Origin of the sequence: Phyllobacterium sp. 1468, assembly GCF_031455525.1 — a bacterium.
Lineage (GTDB): Bacteria > Pseudomonadota > Alphaproteobacteria > Rhizobiales > Rhizobiaceae > Phyllobacterium.
The window spans coordinates 429,033-447,021 of the sequence record NZ_JAVDSX010000004.1; the positions used below are offsets into that span (position 1 = coordinate 429,033).

Annotated in this window: 16 protein-coding genes and 2 tRNA genes; 16 read left to right on the plus strand and 2 right to left on the minus strand. The window is 55.8% G+C overall.

The genetic code is table 11. The features are described from left to right. Positions 1 to 114 precede the first annotated feature (114 nt). The 3 genes from J2X72_RS14165 (at position 115) to lon (ending at position 4,983) form a co-directional block, all read left to right on the plus strand. A complete protein-coding gene (locus J2X72_RS14165) occupies positions 115 to 744 on the plus strand; it encodes an ATP-dependent Clp protease proteolytic subunit (protein ID WP_112530883.1) in 630 nt (209 codons plus the stop codon). Positions 745 to 954: 210 nt separating this feature from the next. Next, positions 955 to 2,229 (plus strand): ATP-dependent Clp protease ATP-binding subunit ClpX, encoded by a 1,275-nt coding sequence (gene clpX, locus J2X72_RS14170; RefSeq protein WP_008120789.1) that lies wholly within the window; start codon positions 955 to 957, stop codon positions 2,227 to 2,229. Positions 2,230 to 2,562: 333 nt separating this feature from the next. Continuing rightward, complete coding sequence (lon, locus tag J2X72_RS14175) at positions 2,563 to 4,983, plus strand: endopeptidase La (protein ID WP_210002355.1); 2,421 nt, start codon at positions 2,563 to 2,565, stop codon at positions 4,981 to 4,983. Positions 4,984 to 5,127: 144 nt separating this feature from the next. Here lon and J2X72_RS14180 read toward each other — a convergent pair. After that, positions 5,128 to 5,203: transfer RNA gene (locus J2X72_RS14180), tRNA-Val, on the minus strand. 190 nt (positions 5,204 to 5,393) lie between these two features. Here J2X72_RS14180 and J2X72_RS14185 point away from each other — a divergent pair. Then, positions 5,394 to 5,470: transfer RNA gene (locus J2X72_RS14185), tRNA-Asp, on the plus strand. A 50-nt stretch (positions 5,471 to 5,520) separates the two neighbouring features. Here J2X72_RS14185 and J2X72_RS14190 read toward each other — a convergent pair. Then, complete coding sequence (locus J2X72_RS14190; RefSeq protein ID WP_310072856.1) at positions 5,521 to 6,591, minus strand: adenylate/guanylate cyclase domain-containing protein; 1,071 nt, start codon at positions 6,589 to 6,591, stop codon at positions 5,521 to 5,523. Between the two features lie 122 nt (positions 6,592 to 6,713). Between J2X72_RS14190 and J2X72_RS14195 the strand changes: the two genes are divergently transcribed. From J2X72_RS14195 to nuoG, 12 genes are all read left to right on the plus strand, one after another. Then, positions 6,714 to 7,151 carry an SRPBCC family protein gene (locus J2X72_RS14195; protein WP_310072858.1) on the plus strand — a complete coding sequence of 146 codons (438 nt, stop codon included), beginning with the start codon at positions 6,714 to 6,716 and terminating at the stop codon, positions 7,149 to 7,151. A gap of 144 nt (positions 7,152 to 7,295) precedes the next feature. After that, positions 7,296 to 7,682: a hypothetical protein gene (locus tag J2X72_RS14200; RefSeq protein ID WP_210002361.1), complete on the plus strand. Its 387-nt coding sequence runs from the start codon at positions 7,296 to 7,298 to the stop codon at positions 7,680 to 7,682. 333 nt (positions 7,683 to 8,015) lie between these two features. Beyond that, positions 8,016 to 9,227 (plus strand): MFS transporter, encoded by a 1,212-nt coding sequence (locus J2X72_RS14205; RefSeq protein WP_310072862.1) that lies wholly within the window; start codon positions 8,016 to 8,018, stop codon positions 9,225 to 9,227. Positions 9,228 to 9,635: 408 nt separating this feature from the next. Beyond that, positions 9,636 to 10,001: an NADH-quinone oxidoreductase subunit A gene (locus J2X72_RS14210; RefSeq protein ID WP_310072864.1), complete on the plus strand. Its 366-nt coding sequence runs from the start codon at positions 9,636 to 9,638 to the stop codon at positions 9,999 to 10,001. Next, positions 9,992 to 10,573: an NADH-quinone oxidoreductase subunit B family protein gene (locus J2X72_RS14215; RefSeq protein WP_112530888.1), complete on the plus strand. Its 582-nt coding sequence runs from the start codon at positions 9,992 to 9,994 to the stop codon at positions 10,571 to 10,573. Before J2X72_RS14210 ends, J2X72_RS14215 begins: the two co-directional genes overlap by 10 nt. A gap of 9 nt (positions 10,574 to 10,582) precedes the next feature. Further along, positions 10,583 to 11,191, plus strand: coding sequence for an NADH-quinone oxidoreductase subunit C (locus J2X72_RS14220; protein WP_310072868.1), 609 nt, complete (start codon positions 10,583 to 10,585; stop codon positions 11,189 to 11,191). A 42-nt stretch (positions 11,192 to 11,233) separates the two neighbouring features. Beyond that, positions 11,234 to 12,424, plus strand: coding sequence for an NADH-quinone oxidoreductase subunit D (locus J2X72_RS14225; protein WP_310072870.1), 1,191 nt, complete (start codon positions 11,234 to 11,236; stop codon positions 12,422 to 12,424). Continuing rightward, positions 12,424 to 13,593, plus strand: a complete 1,170-nt coding sequence (locus tag J2X72_RS14230; RefSeq protein ID WP_310072871.1) for an NADH-quinone oxidoreductase subunit E — start codon at positions 12,424 to 12,426, stop codon at positions 13,591 to 13,593. The genes J2X72_RS14225 and J2X72_RS14230 overlap by 1 nt, the downstream gene beginning before the upstream one ends. A gap of 64 nt (positions 13,594 to 13,657) precedes the next feature. Next, complete coding sequence (gene nuoF / locus J2X72_RS14235; RefSeq protein WP_210002372.1) at positions 13,658 to 14,959, plus strand: NADH-quinone oxidoreductase subunit NuoF; 1,302 nt, start codon at positions 13,658 to 13,660, stop codon at positions 14,957 to 14,959. A 10-nt stretch (positions 14,960 to 14,969) separates the two neighbouring features. Continuing rightward, complete coding sequence (locus tag J2X72_RS14240) at positions 14,970 to 15,590, plus strand: helix-hairpin-helix domain-containing protein (protein WP_310072874.1); 621 nt, start codon at positions 14,970 to 14,972, stop codon at positions 15,588 to 15,590. Next, positions 15,590 to 15,901 (plus strand): pentapeptide repeat-containing protein, encoded by a 312-nt coding sequence (locus J2X72_RS14245; protein WP_310073058.1) that lies wholly within the window; start codon positions 15,590 to 15,592, stop codon positions 15,899 to 15,901. The genes J2X72_RS14240 and J2X72_RS14245 overlap by 1 nt, the downstream gene beginning before the upstream one ends. Beyond that, positions 15,901 to 17,982 carry an NADH-quinone oxidoreductase subunit NuoG gene (gene nuoG, locus J2X72_RS14250; protein ID WP_310072876.1) on the plus strand — a complete coding sequence of 694 codons (2,082 nt, stop codon included), beginning with the start codon at positions 15,901 to 15,903 and terminating at the stop codon, positions 17,980 to 17,982. The genes J2X72_RS14245 and nuoG overlap by 1 nt, the downstream gene beginning before the upstream one ends. Positions 17,983 to 17,989 lie beyond the last annotated feature (7 nt).

The following is a 17,989-nucleotide window of genomic DNA, read 5'->3' on the forward strand; positions in this document are numbered from 1 at the left end:
CGATCATGTGTTGAACATCTTGCGAAACCGGGTGGCGACGCCCTATGTATCGTTAGTCTTCCACGAATCTGGGGTGGTCAAGCCCCTTATTCTCCAAAACGCTGAGGCCCACCGATGAGAGACCCAATCGAAACAGCTATGAATCTCGTGCCAATGGTCGTCGAGCAGACCAACCGGGGCGAGCGGGCCTATGATATTTTTTCGCGCCTGCTGAAAGAACGCATCATCTTCATAACCGGGCCGATCGAGGACGGCATGGCGACGCTTGTCTGCGCGCAGTTGCTGTTCCTTGAATCGGAAAATCCGAAAAAAGAAATCAATATGTACATCAACTCACCGGGCGGTGTCGTCACCTCCGGCATGGCAATCTATGACACGATGCAGTTTATCCGCCCAGCCGTATCGACGCTGTGCTTCGGTCAGGCCGCTTCCATGGGATCGCTGCTGCTGACCGCTGGCGAGAAGGATATGCGTTTCGTCCTTCCGAACGCTCGCATCATGTTGCACCAGCCGTCAGGTGGCTTCCAGGGACAGGCGTCGGATATCGAACGTCATGCGCAGGATATCATCAAGATGAAGCGCCGCCTGAACGAGATTTACGTCAAGCATACCGGCCGTGACTACGAGTCGATTGAACGTACCCTCGATCGCGATCACTTCATGACTGCGCAGGAATCACTCGAGTTCGGCCTGATCGACAAGGTGCTTGAATCGCGAGCTGTGCTCGAAGGTGACACTAAGTAACCGGCTAAATCGCCCATCGGGGTTAAAAATGAAGTTTTTTTGACCCCGATGCGGACTTTCTGCCACACATGTAGCTTGCATAGAGCGGAGCAGACGTTACGTTAAGCCATTGGTGAGTTAGAGAAGCCTATTCTACGAATGACTATTCACTTCCACCTGGAGGAAGTGGCGGACCCGGGAGAGCGGGACCGATACTGAAAGGAAACTGCAATGAGCAAAGTCAGCAACGGCGGCGGCGATTCCAAGAATACGCTATATTGCTCGTTTTGCGGGAAGAGCCAGCATGAAGTTCGCAAGTTGATTGCGGGCCCGACTGTTTTCATCTGCGATGAATGCGTCGAATTGTGCATGGACATCATCCGCGAGGAAAATAAATCCTCGATGGTGAAATCCCGTGAAGGCGTCCCGACGCCGCAGGAAATCATGGCTGTCCTCGATGATTATGTCATCGGCCAGAACCATGCCAAGCGTGTTCTCTCTGTCGCGGTCCATAACCACTACAAGCGGTTGGCCCACGCATCGAAAAACAATGAAGTCGAACTGGCGAAGTCCAACATTCTTCTCGTTGGCCCTACCGGTTGCGGCAAGACCTATCTGGCACAATCGCTAGCCCGCATCATCGACGTGCCGTTCACGATGGCAGACGCGACGACGCTAACGGAAGCCGGTTATGTCGGCGAGGATGTCGAGAACATCATTCTGAAGCTGTTGCAATCGGCGGACTACAATGTCGAGCGGGCGCAGAGGGGCATCGTCTACATCGATGAAGTCGACAAGATCAGCCGCAAATCGGACAACCCGTCCATTACACGCGACGTCTCGGGTGAGGGTGTCCAGCAAGCGCTGTTGAAGATCATGGAAGGCACCGTTGCTTCCGTGCCGCCACAAGGTGGCCGCAAGCATCCCCAGCAGGAGTTCCTGCAGGTGGACACGACCAACATCCTGTTCATTTGCGGTGGCGCTTTCGCCGGTCTCGACAAGATCATCTCGGCCCGCGGTGAAAAGACGTCCATCGGCTTCAGCGCTGCCGTCAAGGCACCGGATGATCGCCGTGTCGGGGCGATCTTCCGCGAACTTGAGCCTGAAGATCTGCTGAAGTTCGGTCTTATCCCCGAGTTCGTTGGTCGTCTGCCCGTTATAGCGACACTTGAGGATCTCGATGAGGTCGCGCTGGTGCAGATTCTGTCCGAACCCAAGAACGCCTTGGTCAAGCAGTATCAGCGCTTGTTCGACATGGAAAACGTCGAGTTGACCTTCCATGAGGATGCGTTGAAGGCCATTGCCAAGCGGGCAATCGCGCGCAAGACAGGTGCACGTGGACTGCGATCGATCATGGAGAAGATCCTTCTCGACACGATGTACGAGTTGCCGACGCTTGATGGTGTCCAGGAGGTGGTGATCTCCGGTGATGTCGTTGAAGGCAACTCAAGGCCTCTGTATATCTATGCCGAGCGCAAGGAAGAAAAAGGCAATGTTTCCGCGTAAGCCATCGGAAATAGAGCAGTCTAACGGCAAGGCTCCGCGTCTCGCGGAGCTTTTCTGTTTTGTATTAGGGTCGAATTCTGTGCACGGCTTTGCGAGCGATTGCGCTCGGACTGTCGTGAGCGCAGGATAGATTACGATTCTGTGAATGAGCCTGGAGCGTGGGTGCTTGAAACAAGCGGGCCTCCACTCCAAGTAAGTGTTAAGCTGCATAAACGGTCGTACGCCGCTCAATGCATGCGCCGCCAAAGTGGATCTCGATTTTGGATTGGCCATGCAGCTTAAAGGGTACCCGCACGTGGCGATCTGGCCGAATGGCCTGAGAAAGGACATAAAATGACGGTTGCAAGCAAGAAGACACCGGCGGGTGGCGAGAACGGGCTTTATGCCGTTCTGCCGTTGCGCGATATTGTTGTCTTCCCCCACATGATCGTTCCACTCTTCGTTGGCCGCGAAAAATCCATTCGCGCGCTTGAGGAAGTTATGGGCGTCGACAAGCAAATTCTGCTTGCCACACAGAAGAACGCTGCGGACGACGATCCGCAGGCGGACGCGATCTACACAGTCGGCACTATTGCCAACGTCCTGCAATTGCTGAAATTGCCAGACGGCACGGTCAAGGTGCTGGTTGAAGGTATTGCCCGCGCTGAGATCACCGGTTTCAGCGAGCGCGAAGATTATCACGAAGCCTCTGCCGTGACGCTGACAGAACCAGAAGAAGATCCGGTCGAGATCGAAGCTCTTGCTCGCTCGGTCGTGTCGGATTTTGAAAACTACGTCAAACTGAACAAGAAGATTTCGCCTGAAGTTGTCGGCGCTGCCGGACAGATCGAGGATTATTCGAAGCTGGCCGATACAGTCGCGTCGCATCTCGCGATCAAGATTCCTGAAAAGCAGGATATGTTGTCGATCCTTTCCGTGCGTGCGCGGTTGGAGAAGGCCATGTCCTTCATGGAATCGGAAATTTCGGTTCTCCAGGTCGAAAAGCGTATCCGCTCGCGCGTCAAGCGCCAGATGGAGAAGACGCAGCGCGAATATTACCTGAATGAACAGATGAAGGCGATCCAGAAGGAACTTGGCGATGGCGAAGATGGCCGCGACGAGTCCGCCGAACTGGAAGACCGCATCAAAAAGACGAAACTGTCGAAGGAAGCCCGCGAAAAGGCCAATGCTGAGCTGAAGAAGCTGCGCCAGATGAGCCCGATGTCCGCCGAGGCGACTGTCGTTCGCAACTATCTCGACTGGCTGCTGTCCATTCCCTGGGGCAAAAAGTCGAAGATCAAGAACGATCTGAACCTTGCTGATGAAGTCCTGGATACCGAGCACTACGGCTTGGACAAGGTCAAGGACCGCATTGTCGAGTATCTGGCGGTGCAGGCTCGTTCGACCAAGATCAAAGGTCCGATCCTCTGCCTCGTTGGTCCTCCCGGTGTCGGCAAGACGTCGCTCGCCCGTTCGATCGCCAAGGCTACCGGCCGCGAATACATTCGCATGTCGCTTGGCGGTGTGCGTGACGAGGCCGAGATCCGCGGCCATCGCCGCACCTATATCGGTTCGATGCCCGGCAAGGTCATCCAGTCGATGAAGAAGGCGAAGAAGTCAAACCCGCTCTTCCTGCTCGACGAGATCGACAAGATGGGCCAGGACTTCCGCGGCGATCCGTCATCAGCTCTGCTGGAGGTGCTCGATCCGGAACAGAACTCCACGTTCATGGATCACTATCTCGAGGTCGAGTATGATCTGTCGAATGTGATGTTCGTGACGACGGCCAATACGCTGAATATCCCAAGTCCCTTGATGGACCGCATGGAGATCATCCGTATTGCCGGTTACACGGAAGATGAGAAGCTGGAAATCGCCAAGCGGCACTTGTTGCCAAAGGCAATCCGCGATCATGCATTGCAGCCGAAGGAGTTCTCTGTATCCGAGGACGCTATCCGCGCCATCATCCGCAATTATACGCGAGAGGCCGGTGTTCGTAACCTCGAGCGTGAATTGATGAAGCTGGCTCGCAAGGCCGTCACCGAAATCATGAAGACGCAGAAGAAGTCGGTGAAGGTCACGGATGCAAACATCGATGAATATCTCGGGGTTGAGAAATTCCGATTTGGACAGATCGATGGCGAAGACCAGGTTGGCGTTGTCACAGGCCTCGCCTGGACCGAAGTGGGCGGCGAGTTGCTGACCATTGAAGGTGTCATGATGCCCGGTAAGGGTCGCATGACAGTAACAGGCAACCTGCGCGACGTGATGAAGGAATCGATCTCGGCAGCGGCATCCTATGTCCGCTCGCGCGCCATCGATTTCGGCGTCGAGCCGCCACTGTTCGATCGTCGCGACATCCACGTGCACGTGCCGGAAGGTGCGACGCCCAAGGATGGTCCATCAGCCGGCGTTGCGATGGTCACAGCCATCGTATCGATACTGACGGGCATTCCAGTCCGCAAGGATATCGCCATGACTGGCGAGATCACGCTGCGGGGCAGGGTGTTGCCCATCGGTGGTCTGAAGGAGAAGCTGCTCGCCGCGCTGCGCGGTGGCATCAAGACGGTTCTGATCCCGGAAGAGAACGCCAAGGATCTGGTGGAGATTCCGGACAATGTGAAGAACGGTCTTGAGATCATTCCAGTCAGCCATGCCAATGAAGTGCTCAAGCATGCATTGGTACGCCAGCCGGAGCCAATCGAGTGGACCGAGCCAGCCCACGTCCCTTCGTCGGGCGTCGAGGATGAAGCGGGCGCTCAGATCGCTCACTAAGCAGCATTAGAATAAAGGCCGGGCAAGAAATTGCCCGGCCTTTTTGATTCGTAACCAATGACGCGGTCCAGGACGCGCACGCGCACAATGCTCGTGGTGGCGAGCCTGAGCGTTGGGATATCAAAATGTTCATGGGGGATGGAATGGTGGGCGATGAGAGACTCGAACTCCCGACATCTTCGGTGTAAACGAAGCGCTCTACCAACTGAGCTAATCGCCCTTCGCAAAGGGTGCGTTCCGGAGCGTTTATGCGTTTCCGCTGATATTGGCAAGAGGGGATGCGACACTTTTATGATTTGTCGGATGAGTTTTTCACAATCGCATCTTTCCTCTCCAGTTGTGCTTGACACACCCCCGCGAACCCCTTAAACGACCGCTCACGCCGTACAAATAGTGCGGTACGAAAGTGCGCGGGTGTAGCTCAGTTGGTTAGAGTGCCGGCCTGTCACGCCGGAGGTCGCGGGTTCGAGCCCCGTCACTCGCGCCACTTTTCTCTCAGTGATTTCAAGTAGATAATTCCCCTTTGGAAACCCCTGACTAAAGCGGCGCAAATACCGCGCACGGGGCAGCGATGCCTCGCAGGCGGTGTTCGCCGAGCGGGATCAGTGACTGCTTCGTTTCCGCCGCAAAAGCGCCGGAAAGCAATACTGTGCGGCCGAGCGGCCGGCACAGGCCCTCCAGCCGGCTCACGAGGTTAACGGAGGGGCCGATTGCTGTGAAATCCAGCCGGTCGGCAGTACCAATATTGCCCCAAAGCATCTCGCCGAGATGCAACGCCATACCGAACGACAGAGGCTGCGCGCCTTGTGCAGCGCGGGCCCGATGGAGGTGGTCCATCCCGGCGCAGGCAGCGGCGACTGCGCGCAATGCCGCGTCGCATGCAGCCGGAGCGCCGCGCTCCCCGATCGGGAATATCGCCAGCACACCGTCGCCGATGAATTTTAGTACTTCGCCGCCAAAGGCGTGGACGGCACCCGCGATGCGGTCGAACCAGGCGTCGAGAGCGGCGATTACCTCCTGCGGCTCTGTCGACTCCGACAACTCGGTAAAACCGCGAAGGTCGGCAAAAAGCAGGGCCGCGCTTATGGTCTCACCGGGCTCGCGACGCAAACGGCCCGCCAGCACCTGCGCCGCGCTGCGCCGGCCGAGGTAGGTCGTTAGCAGCGCGGACAGCGTGGAGCGCGCGGCCAGCAAGGCAAGCGGTGCAGCGGCAAAGCGCGCAACCTCATGCAGCAATTCCGATTCGGATTCGCTAAACGGCCGGCTGCCGATCCAGGCAAGCACCGCGCCGTCCGAGGCGCCGCCGGCGAAATCCTCTTGCACGGCACCAGTGCCAATCCCGGCCAGCCAGTCGCGAGCGACATGGGTATGCTCGATATGGGCAGGCCTCGCCAAAGCCAGCGCCTCGATCACTCTTCCTGTATCGGCGCGCCAGAGCCAGGTGCGCCGCTCGATAACCGGATGCGGCGCGGCTTGGGTGAGCGCACCACCGGATAGCGGCACACCGTCGGATATGAGCCGTGCGGCAAGCGCAGTCAGGAAGGCGGCGCCGTCAGGCACGTCAATCGCTTCGTCAATTAGAAAGGAGAGAGCGGACGGCAGTTGCATAATGCCATCATGCAGCCGCGCCAGGCAGCTGTCACGAGCTTTTGTTTCTTGCGCGAAATCTCGATTGCCTTACATTGCGCCAAAGCTGGAATTACATCGAGCCGCACCGGGAGGAATCGCCGATGACCGAGACGTTTCACAGTGAGATTGAGATCGCAGCCCCGCAAGCAACAGTCTTCGCCTTCCTCACCGACCCGGACAAGATTCTGCGCTGGATGGGCACCAAGGCGACGGTCGAGCCGCACCCGGGCGGTATTTATCTCCTCAGCATGAGCGATACTCACACTGCTCGCGGGCATTTCACGGAAGTGATACCAGTCCACCGTCTGGCCTACAGCTTCGGCTGGGACGACCACGAGACTGTGCCGCCGGGATCAGGCCTGATTGAGATCGACCTGATCGAGAAGGACGGGGGGACGCTGGTGCGCTTCACCCACGGCGGACTGCCCGACGAGAAAGAACGAGCCAGCCATGAAAAGGGCTGGAACCACTATCTGCGCAGACTGGCTGTAGCCGCGGCTGGCGGCGATCCAGGACCGGATACAACTCCCGAGACATGAGGGCGAAAAGTGCGGTCAATGAAGCTTCGACCTCTCAGGTAAATCTCCTCGCCGATGACGGTTTTTTCCATGTAAATGCCATGCAGTGATATTATATGTGGCAGACGCACTTGCGAGCTCGGCCTGATTGGAAGGGAGCGATCAATGGCAACAACCATTAAAGTACGACATGCGGTGTTGGGACTTGGCGCGCTGGTCGCCCTTGCCGGCGTTGCTCATGCCGGTAGCTATGCTGAAATCCTCTTTAAGGAAAAGTTCGAAGCTCACATCCGGGAGATGGTTGCAGACGGCATCACTCGTAGAAATGCCGGCTACATCGCCTATGCTGCCCTGGCTCGTGGTTCGTACGAAATGTGCGGCGATCACCTGTTTCCGAAGAGTTTGGTATATCGCAGCTATCAGCAATCGCTTGAAGAGACATCGCTACCGCAGAGGGTGGTCGATCGGCACATCCGCGCTTTTGAAGGCATCATGAATGCAGAGTTGCAGAATAAGCGCGCGCTCATGGAATATTGCGGATCAAAACCATAAGATCGCAGCACTTTGGCGCCCATGATGGCTCACCGTTTGCCGTTTTTGCCGGACAGAGAATTGCCGTATGTGCTCACGAGATAAAGCAACACATACGTCAGGCAAAACGACACTAGGCATGGTAGCAAATAAGGGGTCATGGAGCACCTGGCTGTTAGATTAGCATAAGTGTCCATCTGAAGAATGAGGATTTTGCTAAGATCAAAACTAAAACGCATTCATACCCGATCAACCAGAACCCGCGTAAATGCATTGCTGCGTTGCACAAAAATCATTTGTGAAACATTTCAACTGTATGCAGCATCGTTTTTCCTCCAGACGCGCGGTCGCCTCATGCCCCTACCGATTCTTGCCCTTGCCATAGCCTCGTTCTGTATCGGTACAACCGAGTTCGTGATCATGGGCTTGCTACCGGAAGTAGCCGCCGATCTCGGTGTGTCCATTCCAAGTGCGGGCCTGCTGGTTACCGGATACGCGCTCGGCGTTGTCATCGGAGCCCCGATCATCGCGATCGCCACCGCATCGCTGCCGCGTAAATCAGTGCTGATCGGATTAGCGATGCTGTTTGTCGTCGGCAATCTCTTCTGTGCGATTGCGCCCAATTACTGGATGCTCATGATTGCGCGAGTGGTAACGGCGTTCGGCCATGGCGCCTTCTTCGGAATTGGCTCAGTGGTGGCTGCAAATCTTGTCCCCCGCCATAAGCGCGCCAGCGCTATCGCATTGATGTTTGCGGGTTTGACGCTTGCCAATATCCTCGGAGTCCCGGCAGGAACTGCGCTCGGCGAAATTTATGGTTGGCGCGCAACCTTCTACGCGGTTGTGGCGATCGGTATTGCTGCCGTAATAGCTATCGTTCTGCTTGTCCCCGCAACCAAAGAAGAGCAGAAGGGTGGGGGCTTTGTAAGTGAAATCAAGGTGCTCGGGAAATTGCAGGTCTGGCTTGCCATGCTTATTTCGGCGTTGGCATCCGCAGGCCTCTTTGCCGTGTTCACCTATATAAAGCCGATCCTGACCGATGTTTCAGGCATTTCGACATCTGCGGTCACCTGGGTGCTTCTGCTCTTTGGGGCAGGAATGACGGCTGGCAACATCATCGGAGGAAAACTTGCCGATTGGAAGCTTATGCCGACTGTAATCGGCACGCTCGTCGCGCTCATGTTCATCCACGCAATTTTCGCCGTAGTCGGCGGCAACGCCATTGCTGCAATCGTTGTTATCTTCATTTGGGGTGTCCTGACCTTTGTCATCGTTCCGCCACTGCAAATGCGGGTGGTCGAGACGGCTGAAGAAGCGCCAAATCTGGCGGCAACGCTCAATCAGGGAGCGTTCAACGTTGGCAATGCGTCGGGCGCGTGGATTGGCGGGGCTGCGCTGACTTGGGGCGTGTCTTACCAGAACCTGCCTTTTGTCGGATCAGCGCTCGCCGTTATTGCCGTCCTGGTTGCTGTTGGTTCATGGGTTCTGGACCGCAGGGCGGGCCAAGCCAGGATTGGCTCCGACGAACGGGAGAGGCTCAGCCTCGAGCCGCTCGCTGGTCTTTGATGACGTGGCTTTGCCCAGCCAAAATAAATGGCGCCGAGGAGAGGGCAATTCACCACTTAAATCGTTTGTAGGACCGAATGTCGCAGTCAGAGACTCATGTCGCGGGTCGCCACAGGACTGCTGCAGATTAATATCGTTCTAAAGAGCAAATCGACACCATTTTGCGGCATAATATGGAAGAAAACGCCATATTTTGGCAGTTTGCAGACAAATCAGGTAACCGATGAAGTCAATATGCACGGGTTGTCACGAATTTTGTTGCACTTGCGCGCATGGCACTAACGCGCTAACCCTCGCCCTGTCGCACCCTCTTCAAGAATGGTGTGATCTGTCGCGTATTTGTGGCAGTCATGTGCATAACATGGCATTCTTGTCAGCCTGAGTTCACAAGGCGGAAAAAGACGGATCATGAACGAGTTGTTAAGTTCCTACCTGCCCATCGTTATCTTTATCGGGGTAGCGCTGGTAATCGGTTTGGCACTGTTGATTGCGCCTTTTGTGGTCGCATATAGTGCGCCGGACCCCGAGAAATTGTCAGCTTATGAGTGCGGCTTTAACGCCTTCGACGACGCTCGTATGAAGTTCGACGTACGCTTTTATCTCGTTTCGATCTTGTTCATTATCTTCGACCTGGAAGTGGCGTTCCTGTTCCCGTGGGCAATTTCTTTCGGCAAGATTGGCTGGTTCGGTTTCTGGTCGATGATGGCCTTCTTGGGTGTCCTGACGATCGGCTTTATTTATGAGTGGAAAAAGGGAGCGCTGGAATGGGATTGACCGACAGCAACACTACCCTCGTAGCACCACAACCAAAGGGTATTCTTGATCCGAACACCGGCAAGCCGGTTGGTTCCGACGATGCGTTCTTCGGGGAGATCAACAATGAGCTCGCCGACAAGGGATTTCTCGTCACCTCGGCGGATGCACTGGTTACCTGGGCGCGTACTGGATCGCTGATGTGGATGACTTTCGGCCTCGCATGCTGCGCCGTTGAAATGATGCACACCTCCATGCCACGCTATGATGCTGAGCGTTTTGGTTTTGCGCCGCGCGCTTCACCGCGCCAATCGGACGTCATGATCGTTGCGGGCACGCTGACCAACAAGATGGCGCCCGCATTGCGCAAGGTTTATGACCAGATGCCCGAGCCGCGTTATGTGATTTCGATGGGTTCCTGTGCCAATGGCGGCGGCTATTACCACTATTCGTATTCCGTGGTGCGGGGCTGCGATCGCGTCGTTCCCGTCGACATCTACGTGCCGGGGTGCCCTCCTACTGCAGAAGCGCTTCTGTATGGCGTGTTGATGTTGCAAAAGAAAATTCGCCGCACCGGCACGATAGAGCGATAGGACGCGGCGATGGCTGAAGAAGCATTGAGTGAACTTGGCAACTATCTTAAAGACAGGGCAGGTCTCTCCCTCAAATCGGTCGAGCTGGCCTATGGCGAACTGACTGTTGGGGTCGAGGTCAGCGAACTCATCGCGACACTGATTTTCCTGCGTGATGATGCCCAGTGTCAATTCATCTCGCTCATCGACATCAGTGGTGTTGACTATCCCTCCCGCGCCGAGCGGTTCGATGTCGTCTATCATCTGCTTTCGCCGCATCAGAACTTGCGTATACGCGTAAAAGTGGCGACCGACGAGGATACGCCGGTACCGTCAGCGACGCCGGTTTATCTGGGAGCGGACTGGTACGAGCGTGAGACTTACGATCTTTACGGCGTATTGTTCTCGGGTCACCCGGACCTTCGCCGCATCCTCACGGATTATGGTTTCGAAGGTCATCCATTGCGTAAGGACTTTCCGCTTACCGGCTTCGTTGAGGTTCGTTATGACGACGAGGTCAAACGCGTTGTCTATGAGCCGGTCGAACTGAGGCAGGAGTTTCGCAATTTTGACTTCCAATCCCCTTGGGAAGGCACTGATTATGTGCTCCCGGGTGATGAAAAGGCGAAGACAAATTGAGCGTGCCGATAACATTAGACGCAGCACACCGGGAATTTACCCATGACTGAACACAGCGTCCGCAACTTCAACATCAACTTCGGCCCACAACATCCGGCCGCACACGGCGTTTTGCGGCTTGTGCTTGAACTGGATGGTGAGGTGGTCGAGCGCGTTGATCCACATATCGGCTTGCTCCATCGCGGCACCGAAAAGTTGATGGAGGCGAAGACCTATCTGCAAGCCGTGCCTTATCTTGATCGCCTCGACTATGTCGCGCCGATGAACCAGGAGCACGCTTATGCGCTAGCTGTCGAGCGCCTGCTTGAAATTGAAGTGCCAAAGCGCGGCCAACTTATCCGCGTTCTGTTTTCAGAAATCGGCCGCATCCTGTCGCATCTTTTGAACGTGACGACACAGGCGTTGGACGTTGGCGCGCTAACGCCGCCGCTTTGGGGCTTCGAGGAACGTGAGAAGCTGATGGTATTTTATGAGCGTGCTTGTGGCGCCCGCATGCACGCAGCCTATTTCCGTCCGGGAGGCGTTCATCAGGACCTGCCGGATCAGCTGATCGAGGACATCGGCAAATGGTGTGATCCATTCCTGCAGACGGTCAAGAATCTCGATGATCTGATTACGCCGAACCGCATTTTCAAGCAGCGTAACGTCGATATCGGCGTCGTGAAGCTGGAAGATGCGTGGGCTTGGGGCTTCTCCGGCGTCATGGTTCGTGGTTCCGGTGCTGCGTGGGATTTGCGCAAGTCGCAGCCCTATGAATGTTACTCGGAAATGGAATTCGACATTCCGATCGGCAAGAATGGCGATTGCTACGATCGCTATTTGATCCGCATGGAAGAGATGCGCCAGTCCGTTCGCATCATGCGCCAATGCGTAGAGCAACTGCTTGGCAAGGAGCGGGTAGGGCCTGTTTCCAATACATCCGCCAAGATCGTGCCACCGAAACGCGGTGAAATGAAGCGCTCGATGGAATCCTTGATCCATCACTTCAAGCTCTACACAGAAGGCTATCACGTGCCTGCAGGTGAAGTGTATGCCGCAGTCGAAGCGCCTAAGGGCGAGTTCGGTGTATTCCTCGTTTCGGATGGTTCCAACAAGCCTTATCGCGTCAAACTCCGCGCGCCGGGTTTTGCCCATCTTCAAGCCATGGATTTCATGTGCCGTGGCCACATGCTAGCCGACGTTTCCGCGGTCCTCGGCTCGCTCGATATCGTATTTGGTGAGGTTGATCGTTAATGTCCGTCCGCCGTCTCGCAGAAGATAACGTCCAACCAGCAGCGTTCGCGTTCAATCGCGAAAACAGCGCTTGGGCAAAGCTTGCAATCAAGAAATATCCAAAAGGCCGTGAACAGTCGGCAGTTATTCCGCTTTTGATGCGCGCGCAAGAACAGGATGGCTGGGTTACCAAGGCGGCGATCGAATATGTAGCGACCTTGCTCGATATGCCCCTGATCCGTGTCCTTGAAGTTGCGACGTTCTATACGCAGTTCCAGTTGAAGCCAGTAGGCACCCGCGCGCATATCCAGGTATGTGGAACGACGCCCTGCATGTTGCGTGGCTCGGAAGACCTTAAGAAGGTCTGCCAGCACAAGATCCATCATGACCAGTTTCAGCTGAACGAATCCGGCACCCTGTCATGGGAAGAGGTCGAATGCCTCGGCGCCTGCGTCAACGCGCCGATGATCATGGTGTTCAAGGACACTTACGAGGATCTGACGCCGGAACGGCTCGAGGAAATCATCGATGCGTTCGATGCCGGAAAGGGCGATTCCATACCGGTCGGGCCGCAAATCAAGCGTATTTTCTCTGCTCCCCAGACCGGCTTGACTTCGCTCAATGGCGATGAAAAGCCCAAGCGTGCAAAAGCCGGCAATTCGGACAAGGCAAGTGTGCCGCCGTCAAATGCTGGTAAACCTGTTACGCATGATGAAGTAACCAATGCCGCGATCAGATCACCGTCCAAGGTGAAGACGACCGAAGCAGCGGAAGAGGTGACTTCGACGCCTGCTGCTGCAGCAGCACCTGTCGCGCGGACAATCAAGAATCCCCCATTGGCTGAAGGCTCCCTGGGCGAAAAGCCTGCAGTGCAGACGATCAAAACTCCGGTGAAGCTGGTTTCGCTGGAAGACAAGGATCGTCCGGCCGGTATCGAAAGACCTGCGGTTGTCGATGATCTCAAGATGCTCTCCGGCGTCGGTCGGAAGTTCGAAATCCTCCTGCACGAGCTTGGCATCTATACGTTCGCACAGATTGCTGCGTGGAAGAAAGCCGAGCGCGACTGGGTCGACAGCTATCTGAAGTTCGGCGGCCGCATTGAGCGAGACGACTGGGTCAAGCAAGCCAAGGCCTTGGCCAAGGGCGGCGAAGCCGAGTACATCAAGGTTTTCGGCCGGAAGCCGAGATAAATGGATTGGCGGATGCACATTTCGCATCCGCAAGAACGGACGAAGAGAGTAGGACCGGTGCGAAATGCTTGCTGATAAGGACCGCATCTTCAATAATATTTACGGCATTCACGACAAGTCGTTGAAGGGCGTGATGTCACGCGGCCATTGGGATGGCACTGCGGGAATTATTGCCAAAGGCCGTGACTGGATCATCAACGAGATGAAGGCCTCGGGACTGCGCGGGCGCGGTGGTGCCGGCTTTCCGACCGGTCTGAAATGGTCGTTTATGCCGAAGGAAAGCGACGGCCGTCCGCATTATCTCGTCATCAATGCTGACGAATCCGAGCCAGGCACCTGTAAAGACCGCGATATCATGCGGCACGATCCCCATACGCTGATTGAAGGCTGCCTGATTGCCGGTTTCGCCATGGGTGCCAACACTTGCTATATTTACGTCCGCGGCGAGTATATCCGCGAGCGTGAAGCGCTGCAGATCGCTATCGACGAATGCTACGATGCGGGCCTTATCGGTAAGAACAACAAGAATGGCTGGGACTACGATATTTTCGTCCATCACGGCGCAGGCGCGTATATTTGCGGCGAAGAGACGGCTCTGCTCGAAAGCCTGGAAGGCAAGAAAGGTCAGCCGCGCCTGAAGCCTCCATTTCCGGCCAATATGGGTCTTTATGGCTGCCCGACCACGGTCAATAATGTCGAGTCCATTGCAGTGGCTCCTACGATCCTGCGTCGCGGCGCCGCATGGTTCTCCAGCATTGGTCGTCCGAACAATGTCGGTACCAAGCTGTTCATGGTGTCCGGGCACGTCAACAACCCCTGCACCGTCGAAGAAGCCATGGGCATTCCGTTCCGTGAGCTGATCGAGAAGCATGCGGGCGGCATTCGCGGCGGCTGGGACAATTTGCTGGCGGTTATTCCTGGCGGTGCATCCTGCCCCGTGGTAACGGCGGCCGATATCATGGACTGCCCGATGGATTTCGACGGACTGCGCAACGTCAAATCGTCGTTCGGTACAGCCGCTGTCATCGTCATGGATAAATCGACTGACATTGTCCGCGCGATTGCGCGCCTGTCCTACTTCTTCAAGCATGAGAGCTGTGGCCAGTGCACGCCATGCCGTGAAGGGACTGGCTGGATGTGGCGCGTGATGGAGCGCATGGTTACCGGCAACGCTCAGAAACGTGAAATCGACATGCTGCTTGACGTTACCAAGCAGATCGAAGGTCACACGATCTGCGCTCTTGGTGATGCTGCCGCATGGCCCATTCAGGGTCTTATCCGCAATTTCCGTCCGGAGATCGAACGCCGAATCGATGAATTTTCACGCAATGCAGCCGCAAGCCCAGTGCTTGTCGCTGCTGAATAGGTGAAGGACGATGTCAGACCCCGGAACAACCAGGAACTCCAGCGCCGATTGGGCGGCACTAGTGCCAAAGCAAGTGCTGCCCGCGGTGAATTTGCTGACACCACAGCTTGGAGCAGCGGCAGCGGCTTCTGCACTCGGCTTTGGTGTCGCCAGCCAGATATGGGGTTTCTGGGCCGGTGCAATGGCAAGTGCCTTGGACATGAATACAAGGTTGACCGCTCTGCCCGGCCAATCGCCTGTAGCCGAGCCGCAACCTTCGCCTGATATAGATGCGCTGAAGACGATCATCCGCAAGCAGGCAGGGACAAATAAGGAAAAGGCGCCCGTTTCAATTGGACAAATGCCTACCAATAAATTGAACACCTCGATCGCAACCAATTCATTGGCTCATGCCGTTGCAACTGCAACGGAGATCGCAGCAGACGATCTAAAGCGCATTTCCGGCATAGGTCCTAAGCTTGAACAGGTCCTGAACGGCATGGGTATCCGAACTTATGCTCAAATCGCGGCATGGACGGTGGATGATTTGGCCAAGGTTGACGATCAGCTCAAACTTCGCGGGCGAATTTCTCGTGACGACTGGGTGGGACAGGCAAATGGTCTGGTAATGTCGAACGGAGCAGGTCAGTGATGAAGGTGCATGCGACACGTGACGTCCTTGATGTGCGCGACGCAAGCGTTGCCAATTCCAAATTTGATGACGTGAATTTGTCGAATACCCGTTTTCACAACGTGAATCTGTCAGCTGCCGTGATTGAAAAGGTGAATTTGAGCAATTCAAAGATTGAGAATGTCAATCTTTCCAATGTGTTGTTCAGAAATGTTAACATGAGCAATGTGAAGATTGAGAACGCCTTGCTTGCAGAAATGATCATCAACGGCGTTTCTGTGAAAGACCTGTTTGAAGCTTATGAATCGGCCAACCGTGCCGGAGAAGAATAATGGCGAAGATCAAAGTCGACGGTAAAGAAATCGAGGTACCGGATCACTACACGCTGCTGCAGGCTGCGGAAACGGCTGGTTCAGAGGTGCCACGATTCTGTTTTCATGAGCGCTTGTCGATCGCCGGCAATTGTCGCATGTGCCTGATCGAAGTGAAGGGCGGACCGCCCAAGCCGGCTGCATCCTGCGCGATGGGCGTGCGCGACCTGCGACCTGGTCCCAATGGTGAGACACCGGAAATTTTCACCAATACGCCCATGGTCAAGAAGGCGCGTGAGGGCGTAATGGAATTCCTGCTCATCAATCATCCGCTTGATTGCCCGATCTGCGATCAGGGCGGCGAATGCGATCTGCAGGATCAGGCAATGGCCTTCGGTGTTGATTCATCGCGTTATAAGGAAAACAAGCGCGCAGTTGAGGACAAGTATATCGGTCCACTCGTCAAGACGATCATGACACGCTGCATTCATTGCACGCGCTGCGTCCGCTTTACGACAGAGGTCGCGGGTATTTCCGAGCTTGGTCTGATCGGACGTGGCGAGGATGCCGAGATCACCACATATCTCGAGCATGCAATGACATCGGAGCTGCAGGGAAATGTGATCGACCTCTGCCCGGTTGGAGCACTTACCTCGAAACCCTATGCCTTCCAGGCGCGTCCATGGGAATTGAACAAGACCGAGTCCATCGATGTGATGGATGCGGTCGGCTCGGCTATCCGGGTCGATACGCGAGGCCGTGAAGTGATGCGCATCCTGCCGCGCGTCAACGAGCAGGTAAACGAGGAATGGATTTCCGACAAGACTCGTTTCATCTGGGACGGTTTGCGTACCCAGCGCCTTGATCGACCCTATGTCCGCAAGGACGGCCGTCTGGTTGCTGCAAGTTGGCCCGAAGCCTTTGAGGCCATCAAAGCCGCTGTCGCCAAGACCAAGGGCAACAAGATCGGCGCTATTGCCGGTGATCTGGCAACAGTCGAGGAAATGTACGCTCTAAAGCTGCTGATGCAGTCGCTTGGATCGGAAAACATTGATGCACGGCAGGATGGTTCTGTCCTCGATACTGCCAACGGGCGCGCGTCCTATATATTCAACCCGGCAATCGATGGCATCGAACTCGCTGATGCGATCCTGATTATCGGCTCCAATCCACGTTTTGAAGCTTCATTGCTCAATGCGCGCATCCGCAAGCATTGGCGGGCTGCGGGAACGCCGATTGCCGTGATCGGAGAGCAAGCTGACCTCCGCTACAAATACGAGTATCTCGGAAGCGGTCCCGAAACACTGACAGATCTCGCCAATGGTTCCCTGAAGTTCCTGTCTGTGCTGAAGAAGGCTAAAAACCCAATGATAATTGTGGGGCAGGGCGCTCTATCCCGTGCCGACGGCGCTTCCGTGCTCGGTCTTGCGGCCAGGATTGCCGCCGACACCGGCGCGCTCAGCGCCGAATGGAACGGCTTTGGTGTCATCCACACGGCCGCCAGCCGGGTTGGTGCACTCGACATCGGGTTTGTGCCAGGGCCGAACGGCAAGACAGTCGCGGAGATGAAGGGTGCGCTTGACGTGCTTTTCCTTGTCGGCGCCGACGAACTGAACTGGGAAAAGAAGAGCAAGGCCTTCACAGTTTATATCGGAACTCATGGCGATCAGGGCGCACATAACGCTGACGTAATCCTGCCCGGTGCGGCCTATACCGAGAAGTCTGGTACGTACGTCAACACCGAAGGTCGCGTGCAGATGACCAATCGTGCCGGGTTTGCTCCGGGTAACGCCAAGGAAGATTGGGCGATCCTGCGGGCGTTGTCTGATGTGCTCGGCAAGAAATTGCCGTTCGACTCGCTGGCAGCCTTGCGTTCTGTCCTCTACGCGGAGTATCCGCATCTCGCCATGATCGATCACATCGTGGCCGGTGATCCAGCAGATGTCAAGAAGCTGGCAAATGCGTCTGGTCCTGTTGAGAAAACTGCCTTTGTATCGCCGGTGAAGGATTTCTACTTGACCAATCCGATAGCACGCGCATCAGCCGTCATGGCCGAATGTTCCGCGCTTGCCAAGAGTGGCTTCAAGCAGGCGGCCGAGTAGGCGGAGA